This window comes from Metabacillus schmidteae, from assembly GCF_903166545.1.
Classification (GTDB): Bacteria; Bacillota; Bacilli; order Bacillales; family Bacillaceae; genus Metabacillus; species Metabacillus schmidteae.
Genome location: NZ_CAESCH010000001.1, coordinates 3,963,198 through 3,984,581, shown reverse-complemented (window position 1 = coordinate 3,984,581; position 21,384 = coordinate 3,963,198). Strand labels below are relative to the sequence as shown.

At 34.7% G+C, this 21,384-nt stretch carries 27 protein-coding genes; 21 read left to right on the top strand and 6 right to left on the bottom strand.

Annotated features, from left to right (window positions below):
* Nucleotides 1-5: 5 nt before the first annotated feature.
* The 5 genes from HWV59_RS19575 to HWV59_RS19555 all read left to right on the top strand — a co-directional run bounded on the left by HWV59_RS19575 (nucleotide 6) and on the right by HWV59_RS19555 (nucleotide 5,345).
* Entirely contained in the window at nucleotides 6-1,274 is a 1,269-nt protein-coding gene (locus HWV59_RS19575; RefSeq protein ID WP_102229490.1) for a peptidase U32 family protein, read from the top strand.
* Between the two features lie 5 nt (nucleotides 1,275-1,279).
* Nucleotides 1,280-1,915: a uridine kinase gene (gene udk / locus HWV59_RS19570; protein WP_102229489.1), complete on the top strand. Its 636-nt coding sequence runs from the start codon at nucleotides 1,280-1,282 to the stop codon at nucleotides 1,913-1,915.
* A 265-nt stretch (nucleotides 1,916-2,180) separates the two neighbouring features.
* Nucleotides 2,181-2,654: a transcription elongation factor GreA gene (gene greA, locus HWV59_RS19565; protein ID WP_026558663.1), complete on the top strand. Its 474-nt coding sequence runs from the start codon at nucleotides 2,181-2,183 to the stop codon at nucleotides 2,652-2,654.
* Nucleotides 2,655-2,766: 112 nt separating this feature from the next.
* Nucleotides 2,767-4,527, top strand: coding sequence for a peptidoglycan D,D-transpeptidase FtsI family protein (locus HWV59_RS19560; protein WP_102229488.1), 1,761 nt, complete (start codon nucleotides 2,767-2,769; stop codon nucleotides 4,525-4,527).
* Nucleotides 4,528-4,634: 107 nt separating this feature from the next.
* Nucleotides 4,635-5,345: a YrrS family protein gene (locus tag HWV59_RS19555; protein ID WP_102229487.1), complete on the top strand. Its 711-nt coding sequence runs from the start codon at nucleotides 4,635-4,637 to the stop codon at nucleotides 5,343-5,345.
* 54 nt (nucleotides 5,346-5,399) lie between these two features.
* On the opposite strand, the gene HWV59_RS19550 is transcribed toward HWV59_RS19555, so the two are convergent.
* Nucleotides 5,400-5,606 (bottom strand): DUF2536 family protein, encoded by a 207-nt coding sequence (locus HWV59_RS19550; RefSeq protein ID WP_102229486.1) that lies wholly within the window; start codon nucleotides 5,604-5,606, stop codon nucleotides 5,400-5,402.
* Nucleotides 5,607-5,776: 170 nt separating this feature from the next.
* Here HWV59_RS19550 and mtnN point away from each other — a divergent pair, with 170 nt between their 5' ends.
* The 3 genes from mtnN to HWV59_RS19535 all read left to right on the top strand — a co-directional run bounded on the left by mtnN (nucleotide 5,777) and on the right by HWV59_RS19535 (nucleotide 7,458).
* A complete protein-coding gene (mtnN, locus tag HWV59_RS19545; RefSeq protein WP_102229572.1) occupies nucleotides 5,777-6,469 on the top strand; it encodes a 5'-methylthioadenosine/S-adenosylhomocysteine nucleosidase in 693 nt (230 codons plus the stop codon).
* A gap of 146 nt (nucleotides 6,470-6,615) precedes the next feature.
* Nucleotides 6,616-6,849 carry a YrhC family protein gene (locus tag HWV59_RS19540; RefSeq protein WP_102229485.1) on the top strand — a complete coding sequence of 78 codons (234 nt, stop codon included), beginning with the start codon at nucleotides 6,616-6,618 and terminating at the stop codon, nucleotides 6,847-6,849.
* Between the two features lie 462 nt (nucleotides 6,850-7,311).
* Nucleotides 7,312-7,458 (top strand): YrzI family small protein, encoded by a 147-nt coding sequence (locus HWV59_RS19535; protein WP_102229484.1) that lies wholly within the window; start codon nucleotides 7,312-7,314, stop codon nucleotides 7,456-7,458.
* 159 nt (nucleotides 7,459-7,617) lie between these two features.
* Here the strand turns inward: HWV59_RS19535 and sigK are convergent, their stop codons facing one another.
* Nucleotides 7,618-8,343: an RNA polymerase sporulation sigma factor SigK gene (gene sigK / locus HWV59_RS19530; protein ID WP_102229483.1), complete on the bottom strand. Its 726-nt coding sequence runs from the start codon at nucleotides 8,341-8,343 to the stop codon at nucleotides 7,618-7,620.
* A 225-nt stretch (nucleotides 8,344-8,568) separates the two neighbouring features.
* On the opposite strand from sigK, the gene HWV59_RS19525 reads away from it, so the two are divergent.
* Nucleotides 8,569-8,733 carry a hypothetical protein gene (locus HWV59_RS19525; protein WP_175639809.1) on the top strand — a complete coding sequence of 55 codons (165 nt, stop codon included), beginning with the start codon at nucleotides 8,569-8,571 and terminating at the stop codon, nucleotides 8,731-8,733.
* A 212-nt stretch (nucleotides 8,734-8,945) separates the two neighbouring features.
* Here HWV59_RS19525 and sda read toward each other — a convergent pair whose 3' ends face one another.
* Entirely contained in the window at nucleotides 8,946-9,086 is a 141-nt protein-coding gene (gene sda / locus HWV59_RS19520) for a sporulation histidine kinase inhibitor Sda (protein WP_102229482.1), read from the bottom strand.
* 389 nt (nucleotides 9,087-9,475) lie between these two features.
* Here sda and HWV59_RS19515 point away from each other — a divergent pair, with 389 nt between their 5' ends.
* From HWV59_RS19515 to HWV59_RS19480, 8 genes are read left to right on the top strand one after another with little or no spacing between them, the layout of a single operon-like run.
* Nucleotides 9,476-9,991 (top strand): YqeG family HAD IIIA-type phosphatase, encoded by a 516-nt coding sequence (locus tag HWV59_RS19515; RefSeq protein ID WP_102229481.1) that lies wholly within the window; start codon nucleotides 9,476-9,478, stop codon nucleotides 9,989-9,991.
* A 3-nt stretch (nucleotides 9,992-9,994) separates the two neighbouring features.
* On the top strand, nucleotides 9,995-11,101 hold the full coding sequence (gene yqeH / locus HWV59_RS19510; RefSeq protein WP_175639808.1) for a ribosome biogenesis GTPase YqeH: 1,107 nt from the start codon (nucleotides 9,995-9,997) through the stop codon (nucleotides 11,099-11,101).
* Nucleotides 11,102-11,117: 16 nt separating this feature from the next.
* Nucleotides 11,118-11,960: a shikimate dehydrogenase gene (aroE, locus tag HWV59_RS19505; RefSeq protein ID WP_175639807.1), complete on the top strand. Its 843-nt coding sequence runs from the start codon at nucleotides 11,118-11,120 to the stop codon at nucleotides 11,958-11,960.
* Nucleotides 11,954-12,247 carry a ribosome assembly RNA-binding protein YhbY gene (yhbY, locus tag HWV59_RS19500; protein WP_102229478.1) on the top strand — a complete coding sequence of 98 codons (294 nt, stop codon included), beginning with the start codon at nucleotides 11,954-11,956 and terminating at the stop codon, nucleotides 12,245-12,247. Before aroE ends, yhbY begins: the two co-directional genes overlap by 7 nt.
* Before the next feature lie 20 nt (nucleotides 12,248-12,267).
* Nucleotides 12,268-12,840: a nicotinate-nucleotide adenylyltransferase gene (locus HWV59_RS19495; protein ID WP_175639806.1), complete on the top strand. Its 573-nt coding sequence runs from the start codon at nucleotides 12,268-12,270 to the stop codon at nucleotides 12,838-12,840.
* A complete protein-coding gene (gene yqeK / locus HWV59_RS19490) occupies nucleotides 12,830-13,402 on the top strand; it encodes a bis(5'-nucleosyl)-tetraphosphatase (symmetrical) YqeK (protein ID WP_175639805.1) in 573 nt (190 codons plus the stop codon). Before HWV59_RS19495 ends, yqeK begins: the two co-directional genes overlap by 11 nt.
* Nucleotides 13,402-13,758 carry a ribosome silencing factor gene (gene rsfS, locus HWV59_RS19485; RefSeq protein ID WP_102229475.1) on the top strand — a complete coding sequence of 119 codons (357 nt, stop codon included), beginning with the start codon at nucleotides 13,402-13,404 and terminating at the stop codon, nucleotides 13,756-13,758. The genes yqeK and rsfS overlap by 1 nt, the downstream gene beginning before the upstream one ends.
* Complete coding sequence (locus HWV59_RS19480; protein ID WP_175639804.1) at nucleotides 13,755-14,504, top strand: class I SAM-dependent DNA methyltransferase; 750 nt, start codon at nucleotides 13,755-13,757, stop codon at nucleotides 14,502-14,504. The genes rsfS and HWV59_RS19480 overlap by 4 nt, the downstream gene beginning before the upstream one ends.
* A 77-nt stretch (nucleotides 14,505-14,581) precedes the next feature.
* Here the strand turns inward: HWV59_RS19480 and comER are convergent, their stop codons facing one another.
* Complete coding sequence (gene comER, locus HWV59_RS19475; RefSeq protein WP_102229473.1) at nucleotides 14,582-15,415, bottom strand: late competence protein ComER; 834 nt, start codon at nucleotides 15,413-15,415, stop codon at nucleotides 14,582-14,584.
* A gap of 163 nt (nucleotides 15,416-15,578) precedes the next feature.
* On the opposite strand from comER, the gene HWV59_RS19470 reads away from it, so the two are divergent.
* From HWV59_RS19470 to HWV59_RS19460, 3 genes are all read left to right on the top strand, one after another.
* The gene (locus tag HWV59_RS19470) at nucleotides 15,579-16,214 is read left to right on the top strand and encodes a helix-hairpin-helix domain-containing protein (protein ID WP_175639803.1); all 636 of its coding nucleotides are present in this window, start codon (nucleotides 15,579-15,581) and stop codon (nucleotides 16,212-16,214) included.
* 85 nt (nucleotides 16,215-16,299) lie between these two features.
* A complete protein-coding gene (locus tag HWV59_RS19465; RefSeq protein WP_102229471.1) occupies nucleotides 16,300-16,857 on the top strand; it encodes a ComE operon protein 2 in 558 nt (185 codons plus the stop codon).
* Nucleotides 16,858-17,009: 152 nt separating this feature from the next.
* On the top strand, nucleotides 17,010-19,277 hold the full coding sequence (locus tag HWV59_RS19460; protein ID WP_235991850.1) for a DNA internalization-related competence protein ComEC/Rec2: 2,268 nt from the start codon (nucleotides 17,010-17,012) through the stop codon (nucleotides 19,275-19,277).
* A gap of 50 nt (nucleotides 19,278-19,327) precedes the next feature.
* Here HWV59_RS19460 and HWV59_RS19455 read toward each other — a convergent pair whose 3' ends face one another.
* Nucleotides 19,328-19,462, bottom strand: a complete 135-nt coding sequence (locus HWV59_RS19455) for a YqzM family protein (protein WP_102229469.1) — start codon at nucleotides 19,460-19,462, stop codon at nucleotides 19,328-19,330.
* 359 nt (nucleotides 19,463-19,821) lie between these two features.
* Between HWV59_RS19455 and holA the strand changes: the two genes are divergently transcribed.
* Nucleotides 19,822-20,844 (top strand): DNA polymerase III subunit delta, encoded by a 1,023-nt coding sequence (gene holA / locus HWV59_RS19450; RefSeq protein WP_175639801.1) that lies wholly within the window; start codon nucleotides 19,822-19,824, stop codon nucleotides 20,842-20,844.
* Between the two features lie 165 nt (nucleotides 20,845-21,009).
* Here holA and rpsT read toward each other — a convergent pair whose 3' ends face one another.
* The gene (rpsT, locus tag HWV59_RS19445; protein WP_102229467.1) at nucleotides 21,010-21,264 is read right to left on the bottom strand and encodes a 30S ribosomal protein S20; all 255 of its coding nucleotides are present in this window, start codon (nucleotides 21,262-21,264) and stop codon (nucleotides 21,010-21,012) included.
* Between the last annotated feature and the right edge of the window lie 120 nt (nucleotides 21,265-21,384).

The window sequence follows — 21,384 nt, the reverse complement described above, 5'->3', positions numbered from 1 at the left end:
AAAAAGTGACGACAGTAATGGATAAAATTTCTACAATAATTGATGGGAAACGTGTCATAACGAAGAAGCCCGAGTTATTGGCACCAGCAGGCAATTTAGAAAAATTAAAAATCGCCGTTCATTATGGAGCAGATGCTGTTTTTATTGGAGGACAGGAATATGGCCTTCGTTCAAATGCAGGAAATTTCTCTCAAGAGGAAATGGCAGAAGGTGTACAGTTCGCTAACAAGTACGGCGCAAAAATCTATGTTACGACAAATATTTTTGCACATAATGAAAACATGGATGGACTTGATGAGTATTTAATGGGATTACAGGATGCAGGAGTAACAGGAATTATCGTTGCTGACCCGCTCATCATTGAAACATGCCGACGTGTGGCGCCAAAGCTGGAAGTTCATTTAAGTACACAGCAATCTCTTTCTAACTGGAAGGCTGTCCAGTTTTGGAAAGAGGAAGGGTTAGAGCGTGTCGTATTAGCTCGTGAAACGAGTGCTGAAGAAATAAAGGAAATGAAAGAAAAGGTTGATATTGAGATTGAAGCCTTTATTCATGGTGCAATGTGTATTGCCTATTCTGGACGCTGTACGTTAAGTAACCATATGACTGCACGTGATTCAAATCGTGGAGGTTGCTGTCAGTCATGTCGTTGGGATTATGATTTATTTAAACTTGAAAATAATCAAGAAGTAGCGTTATTTAATGAAGATGATGCAGCTTTTGCCATGAGTCCTAAAGATTTAAACTTAATTGAATCTATCCCTAAAATGATTGAACTTGGAGTCGACAGCTTAAAGATTGAAGGAAGAATGAAATCAATTCACTATATTGCAACAGTTGTGAGTGTCTATCGAAAAGTTATTGATGCTTATTGTGCTGATCCTGAAAACTTTAAAATAGATCCTGAATGGTTAAAAGAACTTAACAAATGTGCAAACCGTGAAACAGCTTCTGCATTCTTTGAAGAAGTTCCCGGCTTTCAACAACAAATGTTTGGCCAACATAGTACGAAAACAGAGTATGATTTTGCCGGACTTGTATTAGATTATAATAAAGACACACAAATGGTTACCCTGCAGCAACGTAACCACTTTAAACCTGGTGAAACAGTCGAATTCTTTGGTCCGGAAATTGAGAATTTTACACAAATGATTGAGAAGATTTGGGATGAAAATGGTAAAGAGCTGGATGCAGCTCGCCACCCGTTACAAATTGTGACATTCAAAGTAGATAAACCGGTCTTCGTTAACAACATGATGCGAAAGGGGTTCTAAAAAGGATGGCAAAGAAGCCGGTTGTAATAGGGGTTGCTGGCGGATCAGGCTCAGGTAAAACGAGCGTGACCAAAGCAATCTACGAGCATTTTAAAGGTCATTCAATCTTGATGCTGGAGCAGGATTTTTATTATAAAGATCAAAGTCACCTGCCGTTTGAACAGAGATTAAACACAAACTATGACCATCCGCTTGCATTTGATAATGATTTATTAATTGACCATTTGAATGCATTGTTACATCATAAGTCAATTGAAAAGCCTGTATATGATTATTCTTTGCATACACGATCTGAAGATGTTATGATCGTAGAACCTAAAGATGTCATCATTCTTGAAGGTATCCTCATCTTAGAGGATGAACGTTTACGTGATTTAATGGATATCAAACTATATGTTGATACTGATGCTGATTTACGAATTATTCGTAGAATTCTTCGTGATATAAAAGAAAGAGGGCGTTCCATCGAGTCAGTGATTGAGCAATATCTTTCAGTTGTAAGGCCGATGCATAATCAATTTATCGAGCCGACAAAAAGATATGCTGATATTATCATTCCGGAAGGTGGGCAAAATCACGTTGCAATTGATTTAATGGTCACAAAAATTCAAACAATTCTTGAACTAAATGCAATTTTGTAATAACATAGCATAGATAAAGTCTACTGTGATCATATTATGTATAAGTAATAAATTTATCTGGCTTTCATAAAATCATCGTTTATTGGATAAGAGGGCACATTGTTGCCCTTCCTTTATACATACTGTGATGAGCGAAAATGTAGAAAAGGCTTTACTATTTTTACTAAAAGCATATAAATGTTTAGCTGATACATAAGCAAAAGGATAATATAGCATGAAATGATTCAGTACGACGGGGAAGTCTACTAGAAGGAGTGGAACAAACATGGCACAAGAAAAAGTTTTTCCAATGACTAGAGAAGGTAAAGAAAAGCTTGAACAAGAGCTTGAATATTTGAAAACGGTTAAACGTAAAGAAGTTGTAGAGAGAATTAAAATCGCACGTAGTTTCGGGGATCTATCTGAGAACTCTGAGTATGATTCAGCGAAAGAAGAACAAGCATTTGTTGAGGGTCGTATTACAACATTAGAAAATATGATTCGAAATGCTAAAATAATTGAGGGTGAAGCTGATACAAGCTCCGTATCACTTGGTCGTACGGTTACTTTTACTGAACTTCCAGATGGTGATGAAGAAACGTATACAATCGTAGGTAGTGCTGAGGCAGACCCATTTGAAGGTAAGATCTCAAATGATTCTCCAATAGCTAAAAGCTTACTTGGCAAAAAAGTAGGCGATGAAGTAACAGTTCAAACACCAGGTGGAGAAATGCTTGTAAAAATCGTGAATATTAGCTGATAAAGGTTTATATAAGAAACACCTCGTCAAAAATGATGACGAGGTGTTTCTTTTTTATTCCTACTATTTAAGGAATAATCAAGTGAATGATTGCCGCCTCAGGGAGGTTACAATGTTACAAAATAAGAGATTTATGTTCATTGGTATTGTTTATTTAGCAGTATTATCATTCATTTTATATCGTTTAGCAGATATTCAATTAATAAATACAGAATCTTTTTCTGACAAAGGAATAAATCTTGTGCAAGAGAGCGTTAATCAAAGAACACAAGAAGTCATGATTGATGATGGAAGAGGGCGGTTTGTTGACCGAGATGGAGATTCACTCCAAAAACAAGCTGAACCATCACTTGTACTTTTTCCATTTTTAAAAGAGACCACATGGCCTTCTGAAGACCTGTCACAAATTGTTGGCATACCTAGTAACAAGCTACAAGAATTAGTAAGCGATACGAAAGAGCCAGTCGTGCTATCTAGTAAACATGGTGTTTCGTTAACAGCTTCTGAACTCGAAAAGATTAATGACCTTAAGATTCCCGGAATATTTGGTATTTACCAACAAACGATGTTAGATGAGACAATTGGAGATCATATCATCGGAATTATTGGAGAAAATGCCGAGGCCTTAAGAACAAAATATCCGGACCGCACTGATTTATCTTACAAAACGAAAATTGGTGTAACTGGTCTTGAGAAAGCGTTTGATGAATTTTTATTGCCGGATGCGGAAACAAAGCTTCTTTATCATGTAGATGGTGACGGACATCCTCTGTTCGGTATTAATGTCAAATATATCGCTGACTCAAATCCTTTTTATCCCGTAACAGTGAAAACAACCATTGACAAGGATATACAAGCAATGGCTGAAGAGGTGTTGGAGCAACAAAAAGTTGAAAAAGGTGGCGTTGTTTTACTTGATATCGAGAATAATGAAGTATTAGCTATGGCTTCTAAACCAACTTTAAATCGATCTGATTCAACTACACTGACAAATCATATGCTTCAGCCTCTTTTCCCTGGATCTATTTTTAAAACTGTCATTTCTGCAGCAGCAATTGAATATGGTTTAGATGACCCAACAAGACAGTTTAATTGCAGCCTAAACTTACACGGTGAAGCAGATGGAGGACAGGATGATGGACAGCTTACGTTCGAGAGAAGTTTTGCTAAAAGCTGTAACTATACATTTACAACATTAGCTAAAGAATTAATAGAAAAAGATAAAAATGTTATTGAAGATACATCAAATAAATTAGGATTAATTGATCCGGTTGGATGGTCTGGCGAAGTATTTCATTATGAAAATTTTAAGCAATTTCCTGATGAAAAAAGTGGTAATATCTGGAGTGATAATAAAGATAAAAATGTACCCAGAGCTGTTGATCAAACAGCTATTGGTCAAAAAGATGTAAAAATTACTCCGCTTTCTATAGCGAATATGATGGCAACAATTGCAAGAGGCGGACAAAAACAGCAAGTGAAGATCGTAGAAAATATATTATATAAAAATGGAACCAATATGTATTCATTTACGTCTAATTCATTAGAAGGAGAAACCATATCTCCTATGACTGCTTCAAAGCTGCAAAAGTTGCTCAGGTTAGTTGTAACAGATTCCGAGGGAACTGGAAGAAGGTTTCAATCATCGCCAATTGAGGTATCAGGTAAATCAGGAACAGCTCAAACAGGTAAATCAAATAGCAATGATCAAACGTTGTATAATAAATGGTTTGCAGGGTATTTTCCATCTGAAAAACCCAAATATGCATTAGTTGTTGTAGAGATGGATACTACCAGTGCTGAGGCTGGTACAAATGCTGCTTTTTATGATATTGTAAACGAAATGTCTAAAATTGACGAACGAAAAGATTAATTTAGGAGTAGTAATCTTCCTGTTTAAGATTTATGATACGACTAGATAGAAAATAGCTTAAATGCTAGAATGAAGACTGAAGGTAAGGGAAAAAGGAGTGTAGGGCATTGAGTAATAATCACTTTAGCACCTCTCGTTATGAAAAAAGAGATAAAAAAAGAAAAACAAATATTGTTTTAAACTCATTAATAGGAATCGTATTGGTTTTAATTTTTGTAATAGGATCACAGCTGATACTAGGTTCCAACCAATCTGAGAAAACCGCTAAATATAATGAGCAGCCTGATATAAAACTTGCAAGTGATGAGGAAAGCAACGAAGAAGCGACATCAGAAACGAAAGAAGATGATGAAGCAAAAGTTGAGGATACAGAAGCTGATGAGCAAGGTAAAGAAGAAAGTGAAGATCAACGTAAGGAACAAGGTGAAGAAGGTTCCGAGCAAACAGAGAACACTGAGGAAGAAGGTACAGAAGATCCTTTTGAACAGGCAACAATTACGGAAGGAGAACCTGGTTCAGGTGTTGCTGAAGTAATTGAAAACCCTGCATGGGAACCTGTAGGTACTTCACAAACAGAGCCTCATTCAGCAAAGTATGATAAGGAATCACAAGATTGGAAGGAAATGACAAAGGCGCTTAGTTATGCAACAGGAATTCCTGAATCAGAACTAATTATTTGGCGCCTAGAAAACAACGGCAGCCCGAATGATGCTGTAGGTACGATCTCAACTAAAGATCAATCAGCAAAATATAAAGTTTATATAACTTGGGTGGAAAATCAAGGTTGGAAGCCAACAAAAATTGAAAAATTAGGTTAATTGGAAAGGAGCTTTTACTTAACGTAAAAGCTCCCTTTGTTTTCTAAGATAAATTTAGAGTTTAGCTTTAAAATGGACAACAGCACTATACATTCTTTTACCGTCTTCTGATACAAACATCTGATGGGAAACAGAATGTACATGTAGCAATATCGCTTGATTATGTACAATTTGATCATTAATCTTTTTCTCAAGGTCCTTAATAGATGTTGCTTCAAAAAATTCAACTTTATCCTTTAATAAATCCAATTGAAAATCCATGATCTACACCTCTATAAAAATTATTTTCAATTTTATACGCTTGTATTAATTAAATAGTACCAAAACAAACATGTAAGTCAATTAACCTTGCGTTGGACAAGTGAAATAGGTAAACTTCTATGTGGAGATAACATGAATGAAGAAAGATACATATGGAAGGAATGAATCAATTGAAAATTGCCATCATTGGAGCAATGGAAGAAGAGGTAACGATACTAAGAGATAAGTTAGACAATCGTGAGCAGGAAATGATTGCTGGAAGTGAATTTACAACAGGGGTATATAAGGGAATTGACATAATCCTCCTGAAGTCAGGCATAGGTAAGGTTAATGCTGCTCTCAGCACTACATTATTATTAGATCGATATAAACCAGACTACGTGATTAATACAGGTTCGGCAGGTGGTTTCCACTCTTCCTTAAATGTAGGTGATGTTGTTATATCCACCGAAGTACGCCATAACGACGTGGATGTAACTGCATTTGGCTACGAATATGGTCAGGTACCTGGTTTACCTGCAGCCTATACTCCGGATCAAAAGTTAGTGGAAATCGCTGTAATGAAAGCAGAAGAAATTACAGATATTCAAGTAGCTAAGGGGCTAATCGTAACAGGTGACTCATTTTTAAATGATCCTGTAAAAGTAGACTTTATCCGTAGCAAATTCCAAAACCTTTATGCAGGTGAAATGGAAGCAGCGGCAATAGCACAAGTTTGTCATCAATTTGAAGTACCTTTTGTGATCATTAGAGCATTATCAGATATTGCTGGTAAAGAATCAAATGTTTCGTTTGATCAATTCTTAGATCAAGCAGCTAAGCACTCAGCTGATTTAGTGTTAAAAATAGTAGAAGCTGTGTAAGGAAAAAGACTTAAAATGTGGGTTAAGCTCAACATTTTAAGTCTTTTTTGTTGCTTAATAAATTCCACCACTGGTTTAATTTACTTGGTTAATAGATTGCTAGGCTGTGTTATTGTGTATATATAACACATTTAGTAGGTGATATGATGAATAAAAAAGCAATACAAGCACTTGTAACAGATTTTAAAAATTATGCATTTGTTCTTTTAGCAGCAAGTGTGTTCTTATATATAGGAGTCGTTTTGCCGGACCAAGGAAAGCTTGGTATTTATGATACTGTTTTAATGATTACAACAATTCTTTTTTTAGCTGGAGCTTTTGTAAGCTTTAAAATATCTTTAAGATATAAAAAACAGCTGGATGAAACAGAAAATCAATAACCTTTAACAAAAGCCAATCTCATAAACTTGAGATTGGCTTTTTCAATAAAAATTCAGTTATTATTATCTGAAAATTTAAATTTTTAAAAACGTATTTACAGAATTGGAAATTGTGGATATAATTACCACAGTGATAGTAAATAATGAAATGGAGGTCGAGGAACATGAACAAACGTACAACTACACAAAACAAAAACTTAATTCTTCTTATCGACCGAAATGGTGTATTATAATTATTTACTTATATGAATGTTATGTTTAAAGTAAACACACGCCTCAGGTTGATTTAAATACTTGTGGCGTTTTTATATGGTTATTTATACACGCTACAGGTTGCCCCTGTGGCGTGTTTTATTTTATTGTCATTAATCACGTTACTTTGAGAAACCATGAATCCTCTCTAGGGATTTGGCAACCTGTTGACGATCAAAGGTGTAGAATAACTTAAAGGAGGTGATACACATGACGATTAACCTATTTTTTATTACGTTAACTCTTTCTATCTCGAAAAGAAAGAAAACAAAAAATGACATTCACCGGGATCAAGAGATCCAAAATAGAATGGAAGAAGTAAAAACAAAGCAATATGAGAATTTTCATAACATGTAACATGTAATGATCAATGAAAAAAATTGGAGGCGATGAATATGTTGAAAATCGAATTATTACTACATTTAACTGTTGAGAAGGATACTGCCTAGCTAAGTTAACTAGAATTAAAATGTAAAAAAAGAAAAGGACGCATTGGTTACGCCCTTTTCTTACTTTTTATTTTTCTTTTAACCGGTTTCGTTTTTCCTTTTCCGCACGATAAAACTCATGAAACATTTTCATTAATGCACGTTTTTCAATCCTGGATACATAGCTTCTTGAGATGCCTAGTTCTTTTGCAATTTCACGCTGTGTCTTTTCTTTTTTCAGATCAAGCCCGAATCTTCCAACGATGACTTCTCGCTCTCTTCCATCAAGTATATCAATATATTCCTTTACTTTTTCTAATTCCATATTTAACTGAATGGTGTCGATCACATCTTCGTTTTCAGATTTTAACACATCAATTAAGCTGATTTCATTTCCTTCTTTATCTTGACCGATTGGGTCATGTAAGGAGACATCTTTTTTTGTCTTTTTTAAAGCCCGTAAATGCATAAGTATCTCATTTTCAATACAACGCGCGGCATAAGTAGCTAGCTTTGTACCTTTTCCTTGTGAATAACTTTCAATTGCTTTTATTAACCCAATTGTTCCAATCGAAATTAAATCTTCTGAGTCTTCGCCAGTATTTTCAAATTTTTTGACAATATGAGCCACGAGTCGCAAGTTATGTTCAATAAGCAGGTTCCTCGCATACTCATCACCTTCAGACATTTTTTGTAGATACTTCTTTTCGTCTGTAGCAGACAAAGGCTGTGGAAAGGCATTGTTCTTTACATAAGATACTAAAAACACTAATTCTTTTACAAAGAAGCCTAGTGCTGTTATGAGCCCTGTCATACCTCCACCTCCACTTAAGAACATAATCTAGGCAAGAGCCTATAAGTCATGTGTATGTTGATGGAAGCTTGTTTGTGTCTGTACATATAAAAGTTCTCAGATTCTTTTCTCACAAACTCACTTAAGTGAGTTTTTAGGACGATGTTAGGGTTACAGCCTACGCTTTTTTTAGGTTAAATACATAGAAATATATAAGAGACGATTAAATAAAGGAGGGAAAAGTCAATGTACGGTTATTCACCTTATGGACCACCTTATGGACCAGCACAATACCCGTATTACCCTGCAGCTGTGACAGGATATGGTTATTGGTATGCGTTTATTGTTGTCTTGTTAATCTTGTTGCTTGTCATTGGCGGAGGATATTATTACTACAATTACTATCGATAAACAAAACCTTAGCATGTGAAGCCTTCAAAATTTACTGAAGGCTTTTTTCAATACTGTGGGGAATAAAAGATAGTGGTGCTGTAGAACTAATGGTATAATTACATTCACAAATCAGATGTTACATAGCGGCTTAAAAAGAGTAGTGCAAAACCAGAATGGACAAAATATAAATAATGAAAGAAAAAAAGCCGTCAGGCGACAGAGTTAAAGCTTTAGGAAGAAGCTTTTAACAGATGTCCCAAAGAACGGCGTTTAATTTCAATCACAATTAAGTCTATAAAATCATCATTTAGTTTCATTTCAATCGCTTTAAAATAAGATTCAATTAGTAATTCGTCAGAAAGTTTACGCATAATGAATGGCCAAATACTTGGCTCTCCACCTCCTAACATTTGTTATGGTCTTGTATAAATCTTTACTATAAGACATTTAAAAATGTTATATTTTGTTATTAACTTAAATCTAACAGAAATTATAAGTGAGAACAACCGTTCTGTTATCCACAATTAACGGTGGATAAATTGTGGGTATTGTGTTTATAAGGTGTTAAAATAGAGGTATGGCAAGGTGGATATTGTGTATAATATTATCCACAAGTGTTGAAGGTGGTCGGAAATTGTCGAAAAGTATTTGTGATTTAAAGTGTAAAAATTTCATATACTTTAATTTTGTTTTGAAAGTATGAAATAAATTCGATATGATGTAAATTGGCAAAAAAATGATAATGAGGTGTTAAAAACTCATGCTAAAGTTATTTTTACCTGGAGAATATGTAAAAAGCATCTTTCATATATCTCCTAAGAAATTGAAGGAAAGCGGAATAAAAGGTATTATTACAGATTTAGATAACACACTTGTTGAATGGGATCGACCAGATGCAACCCCCCAATTGATTGAGTGGTTTAAGGAAGTTAAAGATCTAGATATGAAAATTACCATCGTATCTAATAATAATCAATTACGTGTAAAAGCCTTCTCGGAGCCTCACAATATTCCATTTATTTTTAAGGCTAGGAAGCCTATGGGAAAGGCATTTTTAAAAGCGGTTAAAGATATGAACCTAAAAAAAGAAGAGGTCGTTGTTATAGGAGATCAGCTCTTAACAGATGTATTAGGTGGAAATCGTAATGGATTTCAGACGATTTTAGTTGTTCCAGTTGCATCAACAGACGGATTCTTTACAAGAATAAACCGTAGAATTGAACGTAGGATAATGGCTAATTTGAAACGTAGAGGGATGATTCAATGGGAGGAATAAAACGTGTCTGAACAGCAATTTTCATGTATAGGATGTGGTGTTTCAATTCAAACACAAGATCCTGAGAAGCTTGGATATGCTCCAGTAAGTGCTTTAGAAAAAGAGGATATCATCTGTCAAAGATGCTTCCGATTAAAAAATTATAATGAAATCCAAGATGTTTCCCTAACTGATGATGATTTTTTAAAGATCTTACACGGTATCGGGGAAACAAAAGGTTTAATCGTAAAAATAGTTGATATCTTTGATTTTAATGGTAGTTGGCTACAAGGAATTCAACGGTTTGTAAAAGGAAATCCAATTTTATTGATAGGAAATAAAAGTGATATTCTACCTAAATCAGTAAAAAAACAAAAGCTGATTAACTGGATGAAAAGGGAAGCAAAGGAATTAGGATTACAACCGATTGATGTATGTTTAGTAAGCTCTGCTAAAGGACATGGCATAAAAGAAGTAGCAGAACTAATTGATGAATACCGGAATGGACAAGATGTCTATGTTGTAGGCTGTACAAATGTGGGGAAATCAACATTTATTAACCGAATGATTAAAGAAGTTGCAGGTGTTAATGATGTTATTACGACATCTCATTATCCAGGCACAACATTAGACTTAATCGAAATACCGTTGGACAATGGTGCTTCCTTGTATGATACTCCAGGTATTATCAATCACCATCAAATGGCACACTTTATTGATAAGCGTGATCTAAAACTATTAAGTCCTAAGAAGGAAATTAAACCAAAAGTTTTCCAATTAAATGAACAACAAACCTTATATTTTGGAGGGCTTGCCAGGTTAGATTATGTATCAGGTGGAAGAGAAGCACTTGTTTGCTATATTCCGACCGAGTTGAACATTCATCGAACAAAACTAGAGAATGCTAGTAGCTTATATGAAAAACATGTAGGAGAGCTTTTAACACCTCCAAGAAAAGAAGATGTAGAAACTTTCCCGGAATTAGTTCCTCATGAATTAACAATTCATGAAGGGAAAACAGATGTTGTCTTTTCGGGTTTAGGTTGGGTTACAGTAAATAATCCGGGTAAAAAAATAGTAGCTTTTGCACCAAAGGGAGTAAATGTCACACTTAGAAAATCGCTAATTTAATTAGGGAGAGTTGTGTATGGGGAAATTATATGGGTTGATCGGTTGTCCAGTTGAGCATTCAATGTCACCCGCTATCCATAATGATGCATTTAGAGAAAAAAACTTGGACAATTATTACCATGCTTTCCATGTGGAAACGGAAAAATTAGAGGAATCTGTTCAAGCATTAAAATTATTAGGGGTTAGAGGATTTAATGTTACGATTCCGCATAAGATTTCTATTATTCCATTTTTAGACAAATTGCATGAAACAGCAAAGATAGCAGGTGCAGTGAATACCGTTGTAAACGAAAATGGTCGATTAGTTGGGCACAATACAGACGGAAATGGATATATTGAATCTTTAAAAGAAATGCTTAATAAGCCAATTTCAGATCATAAAATACTCATTATTGGTGCAGGTGGTGCAGCAAGGGGGATTTACTTTGCACTTACTCACCAAGGTTGTCAGGAAATAGATATTTGTAATCGTACTATTTCAAAGGCTGAAGAGCTTATTAATGAGTGCCCTTTTTCAAACAATAGTAAGGCTCTTAACATACAAGAAGCTGAGATTGATATTGAAAAATATGACATCATTATCCAAACTACAGCTGTAGGCCTGCATCCTCATGTCGATCAAAAGCCTTTATCACTAAAAAATGCTAAAAAGTCAGCAATCGTAAGTGATATTATTTATAACCCAATTTATACGGCTTTGTTAAAAGAAGCCAAGGAGCTGGGTTTAACGGTTCATACAGGTGTTGGAATGTTTGTATATCAAGCAGCACTTGCTTTTGAGCTATGGACAAAACAAGCTCCATCAATTGAAAAGATGACAAAAATTGTTAATGACCAACTAGGAGGTACATCATGTTAACAGGAAAACAAAAGCGCTTTTTGCGGTCTGAAGCTCACCACTTAAATCCAATATTTCAAGTTGGTAAGGGCGGAGTTAATGAAAATATGATTAAGCAATTAGCAGATACACTTGAGGCTCGTGAATTATTTAAAGTGTCTGTACTGCAAAATTGTGAAGATGATAAAAATACAGTTGCTGAAGAAATCGTGAAAGGAACAGGTGCAGAGCTTGTTCAGGTTATTGGAAATACGATTGTGTTATATAAAGAATCCAAAGAAAATAAGCAAATTCGGCTACCTAATTAACAAATAGGGAGGAATGAAGGATGTCAAAAAAAATAGGAATTTTAGGTGGAACTTTTGATCCACCCCATCTGGGCCACCTATTAATTGCAAGTGAGGTAAGGCAGGCCTTGCAATTATCGGAAATATGGTTTATTCCTAATCAAATTCCTCCTCATAAACAAACAGATCACTTTACTGAGAGTGACCATCGGCTAAATATGATCACAATTGCTGTAAAGGATCACCCGGAATTTTCAGTTAATACAATTGAATTAGAGCGTGAAGGACCGTCTTATACATATGATACTTTAAGGTTGTTAACTGAAGAATTTCCTAATCATACGTTTTATTTTATCATAGGAGCAGATATGATTGAGTATTTGCCAAATTGGCATAAAATTGATGAAGTGATTAAATTGGTTACATTCGTTGGTGTGAAAAGAAGCGGGTATGAAACCAAGACACCTTATCCAGTTATGGAGGTTGAGATTCCACTGTTTGAGGTGTCTTCGACAATGGTAAGAGAACGACTTAGAACCGGTGGAAATACAGAGTTTCTTATCCAGGATAATGTGAGAAGATATATTGAGGAGAATCATTTATATGGAACGTGACGCAGCCTTAAAAATCGTTGCAGAACAAATAACCGAGCATCGATATGTTCATACATTAGGTGTAATGGAGACAGCAATCCATCTTTCTCAAAAATATGGAGGAGATGTTAAAAAAGCGGAACTAGCTGCCATCTTTCATGATTATGCTAAATTTAGACCTAAAAAAGAGATGGAAAAAATAATTAAAGATCAGGAAATGCCAGCAAAATTATTAGAGCATAATAGTGAGTTATGGCATGCACCGGTTGGAGCATATTTGGTTAAAAAAGAAGTAGGTATTAAGGATAAAGAAATTCTACGTGCCATAAAGTACCATACTTCCGGGCGACCAAATATGACTTTGCTTGAAAAAATCATTTATGTGGCAGACTATATAGAACCGGGAAGACATTTTCCGGGTGTAGAAGAAGTAAGAGAACTTGCAGAAACCAGTTTAGATAAAGCACTTTTAAAGTCTTTACAAAACACAATCAGTTTCTTACTGAAAAAAAATCAAGCCATATATCCAGATACACTTAAAACTTATAATTCTTTAGTATTAAAAGGAGGACAAAAAAGTTAATGACAGGTAGAGATATTTTAACAATTGTAGCAAAAGCAGCTGACAGCAAACGTGCGGAGGATCTTATTGCACTTAATATGAACGGAATTTCATTAATTGCAGATTATTTTCTTATTTGTCATGGTAATTCAGACAAACAAGTGCAAGCTATTGCAAGAGAGATGAAAGAACAAGCGGAAGAAAACGGAATTCATGTAAAAAGGCTTGAAGGTTTTGATGAAGCACGTTGGATACTAATCGATTTAGGTGATGTGGTAGCACATGTTTTTCATAAAGATGAGAGAAGCTACTATAATTTAGAGCGATTATGGGGAGATGCTCCTCTGGAAGATCTTGTTAGTGAGCTGGAACAATGATTTATCAAGGTTTCGCCTATATCTATGATCAATTAATGAAGGATGCTCCCTACGGACAGTGGGTGAATTTGATAGAAAAATCGATCTCACTTTATCTTCCGGGAGCATCCACCTTATTAGATGTTGGTTGTGGAACGGGAGAAATTTCTGTTTTACTAGCAAATAAAAAACAATTGTCAGTAACTGGTGTGGATCTTAGCGAGGACATGTTGACAGTTGCACAATCAAAAGCTGAAAATAACAAAACAAATATTTTGTTTCTCAAGCAGGATATGCGAAATCTAACAGGGTTTCCAAATCCTTTTGATGTGATCACAATATGTTGTGATTCCCTAAATTATTTAGAGACAAAACAAGATGTACATGCAACGTTTGAAGCTGTGCATTCACAGCTTCAAAATGAAGGATTATTTATTTTTGATGTTCATTCCTTACATAAAATCCACAATGTGTTTGCAAATGCAACGTTTGCTGATCAAGATGAAGAAGTCAGCTTTATTTGGAATTCCTTTATAGGTGAGGAACCGAACAGTATTGAGCATGATATGACTTTTTTCGTAAAAAGAGATGAATTTTATGAACGTTATGATGAGTTACACTATCAGCGTACTTTCTCTATTGAAGAATATACAATGTGGCTTAAAGAAGCCTCATTTGAAATTTTAACTATTTGTGGAGACTTTGATTTAGCTAACCAGCCAAATGAAAAAACTGAGAGAGTATTTTTTATTTGTAAAAAAAGGTGAACCCACGCTTAAAGTGAGTTCACCTTTTTTAAAAAAATTTTATAAAAAATAAAGGAGTTTATCCTTCCTGAGAAGAATTACTTATTTGATATTTTACTAAATTGTTCTGATACTTCTTCAAGATCTTCATCGAATTTCTTATGTGTTGCTTGAAATATTTTCTCAAACATGTCTCCAACATTTTCTACAAGTACCTCTATTCCTTTTCCTGTTACTCCGCCTTTTACACAAACCTTGTCTTGTAAAGTTGGTAATGTGTATAATTCTGTTTCAAGTAATTTTCCCATCCCAATAATCATTTCACTAGCTAAAATGACAGCTTGATCTTTTGATATATTCGTTTCAGCTACGGCTCCGTCAACAAACCGTTGTAGAAGATAGCTGAAAAATGCTGGTCCACAGCTAACAATGTCTGATGAAACCCTTGTAATATCATCTTCAATTTGAACAGGATTTGAAATTTGTTCAAAAAGCTCTTCGATTGTTCTTTGTGATTCTTTGTGACAAGAATTTCCAAAAGTGAGTAGAGAAACACCCGAAAAAGCCCGATTTGTAATACTAGGAATTGCCCTGGCTACTTGACAATCTACGAGTGATTCCAATTGTTCAACACTTAATGGACTTGTAATCGACACAATGCACTTATTTGGCGATAAAAGGTAATCTAATTTTTTTAAAAGGGGGTGTATATCTAATGGTTTCACACAAATAAAAATTAAATCAGATCTTTTCACAACTTCATCAGCGGTTTCCATAACATTTGTCTTCGGATATATCTCTTTTATTGCCACAGCTTTTGAGTTTGTTCGGTTTGTCATATAAATGAATGAGGGCCTAACTGCACCTGACTCAACAAATGACTCAATTAATATTCTACCCATGTTCCCTGTTCCAATAAAACCTACATTCAAAGTATATCCCCTCCTTGGAATGCAATTCTCTCCTACACGATATGACTAGAACTAATAATTTATACTATTAGAAAGTATAAAATTTCATGGACGTTCATAAAAAACTAAGGCTTGGAGTTAAGCCAAGTTCTTCTCATGATTATTTAATAAGGAGTTTAAAGCGATGAATCTAAAACTTAACAAAAAATGGATTATAATCATTATTATTAGTGTATTAACTATTTGTTGCATTTATTATATTTTATTGAGGGAACCTCCGAAATCAGAGTTAGTTGAACTAGGAGGTTTGGATGCGGGAGGGATAGATGAAACCATACCTATACAAGAAGAGGAACCTGTTAAAACAGAAGAAGATCGTCCTTTAATAATGATTGATGTAAAAGGTGCTGTACAGCAACCAGGTGTTTATGAAATGCCTGAGGATGCTAGAGTTTTTGAGGTTATTCAAAAGGCTGGGGGATTAAGTGAAAATGCTAATGAATTAGCAGTTAATTTAGCTTCCTCTATACAAGATGGAATGGTGGTTTATATTCCTTTGAAAGGTGAAACAAATGAAAATCCTTTTAATTCCCAAAGTGTGGTGAATAATGAGGGATCTGCTCGACGAAAAGTAAATATTAATAGTGCTACAAGTGAGGAACTGCAAACATTAACAGGTATTGGACCTTCTAAGGCAGAGGCAATTATTGCATATCGAGAGGAACAAGGTTCTTTTACTAGAATTGAAGACCTTCTTGAAGTAAATGGAATTGGAGAAAAATCATTTGAGAAATTAAGTGAAGAAATTACTGTAAAATAAAACTGCATCTAAAAAGTTTAAATTGACGTATGTTTAGTATTCTAGATACACTTAGGAAAGAAAATGTCGAGTAGGAGGATACATCATGAGCCGTATTTCATGGAATCAGTATTTTATGTCACAAAGCCATCTTTTGGCAATGAGAAGTACATGTACAAGGCTAGCGGTTGGGGCAACAATTGTTAGAGATAAAAGGATTATTGCAGGAGGATATAATGGATCAATTACGGGCGGTGTTCACTGTTCAGATGAGGGCTGCTATGTTATTGATAACCATTGTGTGAGAACAATCCATGCAGAAATGAACGCTCTTTTGCAATGTGCAAAGTTTGGAGTGCCAACAGCAGGGGCTGAAATATACGTTACTCATTTTCCTTGTTTGCAATGTTGTAAAGCGATTATTCAAGCTGGTATTAAAACAGTTTATTATGCGACTGATTATAAAAACCACCCTTATGCAGTCGAACTTTTTAAACAAGCGGATGTTAAAGTTGAATTTGTTGAATTTGAGAAAACACCTGGTCAGTTTGACAATGAAAAAAATGAATTGATCATAAACTTACTTAATAAGCTATCTGAATCTAATATAGAGGACGATGTGGTACAAGCTCTTCGTAAGAAAGCTGATAAATTATTGTTATAATTTTTTTGGCAGGTTAAGTAGAGATAGAGTTCAATAGGGTTAGAATTCTATCTCTTCTTGACTTATTTCTAGGTAATTAAATCTAATGAGAGGTGTTGTTTATTAAAGGTCAGTTACTTTTCTACGCCATTTCTGCATGCTTCTCCATATCAATGTGTCGCTTCAGCTTTCATCCTCTATCTTTATGTCTCACTCTTTTATTCCTTTTGTATATTTACCTAAAATTCAAACCAGTTACCCTTTGTTTTCATATTCTAACCATTTTATTATTTAGTATGGTTTATACAGGTACAGAAAAACATAATCAATCAAATCTGACAGAAGGGGAGTATCTCACACTCGGTGAGATCATTTCTATTCCAGAAATTGATGGAAATCAACTAAAGGGACTGATAAAAAACGAAACCAAAGAAAAACTAATCTATCGGCATACTATTGAGACAATTCAACAAAAAGAAGTGTTAAAAAAACTAAAACCGGGTGATTTGTGTACTTTTCATGGTGAGTTACGAACACCGAAAGCAGCCACAATGCCGAATGCATTTAATTATAAGCAATACCTTCATGATCAACATATTCATTGGCAATTTAAAATAGAAAAAATTGAGAGGTGTCATTCACCAGCTCAGTTTAATATAGAGACTTTTTTATTACATATTAGATTAAATAGCCTGGAATTAATTGAACGCCATTTTCCCCCGTCATCGGAGGGGATTGTTCAGGCTTTGTTATTTGGTGAAAGGCAATTAATCGATGAAGAGGTTGAAAAGGGGTACCAGTCCTTAGGGATTGTCCATTTATTAGCCATTTCCGGTCTGCATGTGGCTTTGTTAGTAGGTGGAGTATATTATGTGATCATTTATTGTGGAGTTACTCATGAAAGAGCAATGTTGATCTTTCTTGTATTGTTGCCAATATATATGGTCATAACGGGAGGATCTCCTTCTGTCATTAGAGCATCTTTTATGGTTATTCTTTATTTTCTTATCAAAATGTTCCGTTTAAAGGTTCCCCCAGTTGATGTTATAAGTTTTACCTGCTTATTTTTGCTGTTTTTGAATCCCTATTATTTATTTCATGTTGGGTTTCAATTATCCTATGTTGTTAGTCTTGGCTTATTACTCTCTGCAAAGTTAATCGGCCAATATAAAAGTTTTTTAGCTAAATTAACGATTGTATCAACTGTTGCACAACTTTTTTCAATACCATTATTGTTGTATCATTTTTTTGAAGTATCACTAATTAGCTTACCGCTAAATATAATATTCGTTCCATTTTATTCATTTCTTATTTTGCCGCTTTCGATTGTTGCTACTTTCCTCATCGCTGTAATACCACCACTAGGCACTTTCTTTGTTACCTTGCTTGATATTATTCTCTCAAAGTCTCACCTTTTTGTGTTAAATGTTTTGAAACTGCCTTTTTCAACCTTAGTGACAGGTAGACCATCTGTTATATTTATCCTCCTATATTGCCTGGGAACATATTTTCTTCTTCTAAGAATTGAACAAAAATTCCCTTTAATTAAAGTGTGTCATTGTGTAGCTTTTTTAGTGATCCTTTTTATCGGTCAAGTTTTCTCTCCGTATGTTAATCCCAATGGAAAGGTTATGTTTATCGATGTAGGACAAGGGGATTCGGTGTTAATTCAATTGCCGTTTAATAAGGGGGTCTTTTTAATTGACACAGGGGGGAGAATTTCTTTTCCGCAAGAAAAATGGGAAAAAACGAAAAATGCATATTCTCTTGTAGAAAACATAACAATACCGTATTTAAAATCGATTGGAATTACAAAAATAAATGGTCTCTTTCTAACACATGGTGATGTAGATCATATTGGGGAGGCTGTAGGACTCATGAATCAAATAAAGGTTGATGAATTGGTTGTTCCAGAAGGGTTTGTTAGAGGAGATATTGAGAAAGAAGTGATAAAAAAAGCAAAAGAAAACAATACAAAAATTCAAGTTGTTCGTTCTGGTAACCAATTAACTTATAAAGATTTACCTTTTTATATATTATCGCCACAGGAGCTAACTGACAGTAAAAATGATGACTCACTTGTTTTGTGGACTGAATTAGGTGGTCTGAAGTGGTTATTTACTGGTGATGCAGAACATAGTAGTGAGGAAAAAATAATAAGAAAATATCCACGCTTACAAGCTGAAGTGTTAAAGGTCGGCCATCATGGAAGCAAAGGATCCACTTCTGAACAATTTTTAGATACTTTAACTCCATCAGTAGCTGTCATTTCTGCTGGATATAACAACCGGTATCAACATCCACATCCAGAGGTTATTACTAAGTTGAAAAGTCGGGATATTACAATACTTAGAACTGATTTGCATGGAGGAATTTTATACAATTTTAAAGGAACAAGTGGAACCTTTTCAATACATCCTCCATATGATGAAGTAAAATAGAAATGAAAAAGAGACTGCATGAAAACAGTCTCTTATGTAGTCAGTCATGATTATGTAGCAATTAATTTAACAACAGTAGCAATAATGAAAATTGTCGCGAAAAATCCAAAAGAAGCAATGAAACCTACACCTGAATCGACAGCATCATTACGCTTACTTTGTACGTTCTTTTCAAATTCGTTCACGTTTACCCCTCCTATATCATATTTAGTATAAGCGATTACACTAAAAAAATCTACAGCATCTTCTACTTAACAAAGGCTATTTCTTTCCATTGTTGCCTTGATTACTCACAAATAATTTAATCATGAATGGCTACAATATAGATAACATTGGGGCATCGTTTCGTTTTCAGGTTACCTAGGCCCTGGATCGAAGCGTTCATATAGATGAAAGGGGATCTGAGTAGCAATATCAGGTCCCTTACAATTATTTTATATAAAATGGTCATGTGAATGCAAACTTTAGTTTATTTTTCATACTTGCCAAAGTCATTGTTTCATTTTACGATAAATAAAGTGAATTGAACGATTGGAGAGTAAAGATGATTTTTGATGTATGGAAGGATATACAAAATAAGAAATTACAACCGGTATATTTGTTATTGGGAGAAGAGGCTTTTTTAATGCAAGAAACATTGCGTTATATTGTACAAGCTTCGTTACTGGAAGAAGAAAAGGATTTTAATTTATCCATGTATGATATGGAAGAAACAGCGATAGAAACAGCTCTTGAGGATGCGGAAACTCTACCATTTATGGGAGAACGTCGTTTAGTGATAATAAAGAATCCTGTTTTCTTAACAAGTGAAAAGAAGAAAGAAAAAGTGGAACACCGTATTGAAAAACTTGAACAATACATACATTCACCTGCCCCATATACTGTTGCCGTTTTTGTTGCACCATATGAAAAACTAGATGAGCGGAAAAAGATTACAAAGCTATTGAAAAAGCAAGCAACAGTACTTGAAATGAAGTCTCTTTCTGATGCTGATACAATAAAGTGGATGGAAAACGTTGCTAGAGAAGCACAAGTTGAACTAGATAGGGATGCAGTTAATCAGCTGCTTTTATTAACAGCAGGAGATTTAATGGTTATTCATCAAGAATTACAAAAGCTTAGTACGTATGTAGGAGAAGGTGGTTTCGTTACGGTCGATACTGTTAACCTTCTTGTTGCCAGGACATTGGAACAAAATATATTTGACCTGATTGATCATGTTATTCATAAAAGAAGCAAACATGCTCTGCAAATTTTTTATGACCTATTAAAAAACAATGAAGAGCCAATTAAAATTCTTTCTCTTTTAGTTAATCAGTTTCGTCTTATTCTACAGGTTAAGGAATTGTCCGCGGTAGGATATGGCCAGCAGCAGATTGCTACAACTGTAAAAGTACACCCTTTCAGAGTTAAGCTCGCCATGCAACAAGCCAGGCTGTTTCAAACAGAGGAATTGGCTATGATTTTAATGGATCTGGCAGAAGCGGATTACGAAATGAAAACAGGAAAAAAAGATAAACAACTGTTGTTGGAGCTATTTTTATTGAAATTGTTTAATCAAAAATAACAAAAGCAGAAAGCGCCTTGATCAGCCTCTTATAGTTCAAAGCGCTTTTCCAACATTTTAAGCAGAAACAAAAAACGATCCTAACCGGATCGTTTTTTCGTACAAGAAAGATTCTAATAAGAACTAAAGCGCTCCTACCAGGTCTTTTCTTTAGTTATGCAGTTATTAGTTAACACTTTTTGCTAAACGTGATTTGTAACGAGCAGCAGTGTTTTTGTGTACTAAACCGCTTTGTGCAGCTTTATCGATTTTGCTGTTTGCATCAACAAGTGCAGCTTTTGCATTTTCAACATCGTTGTTTAGAACTAGTGCATCTACTTTTTTAATAGCAGAACGCATTGCTGATTTGATAGCAGAGTTATGTGCATTACGCTCATTGCTAGTTTTTACGCGTTTGATTGCAGATTTAATATTTGGCATATCTTTCACCTCCTAAGAAGTAAATCGAGATCTATATTACTCGACCATTTCCTTTACATGAACAAAAGATATTCTATCAAACAGCTACCCATATTGCAATACTAATGTAAAGGAAAATAC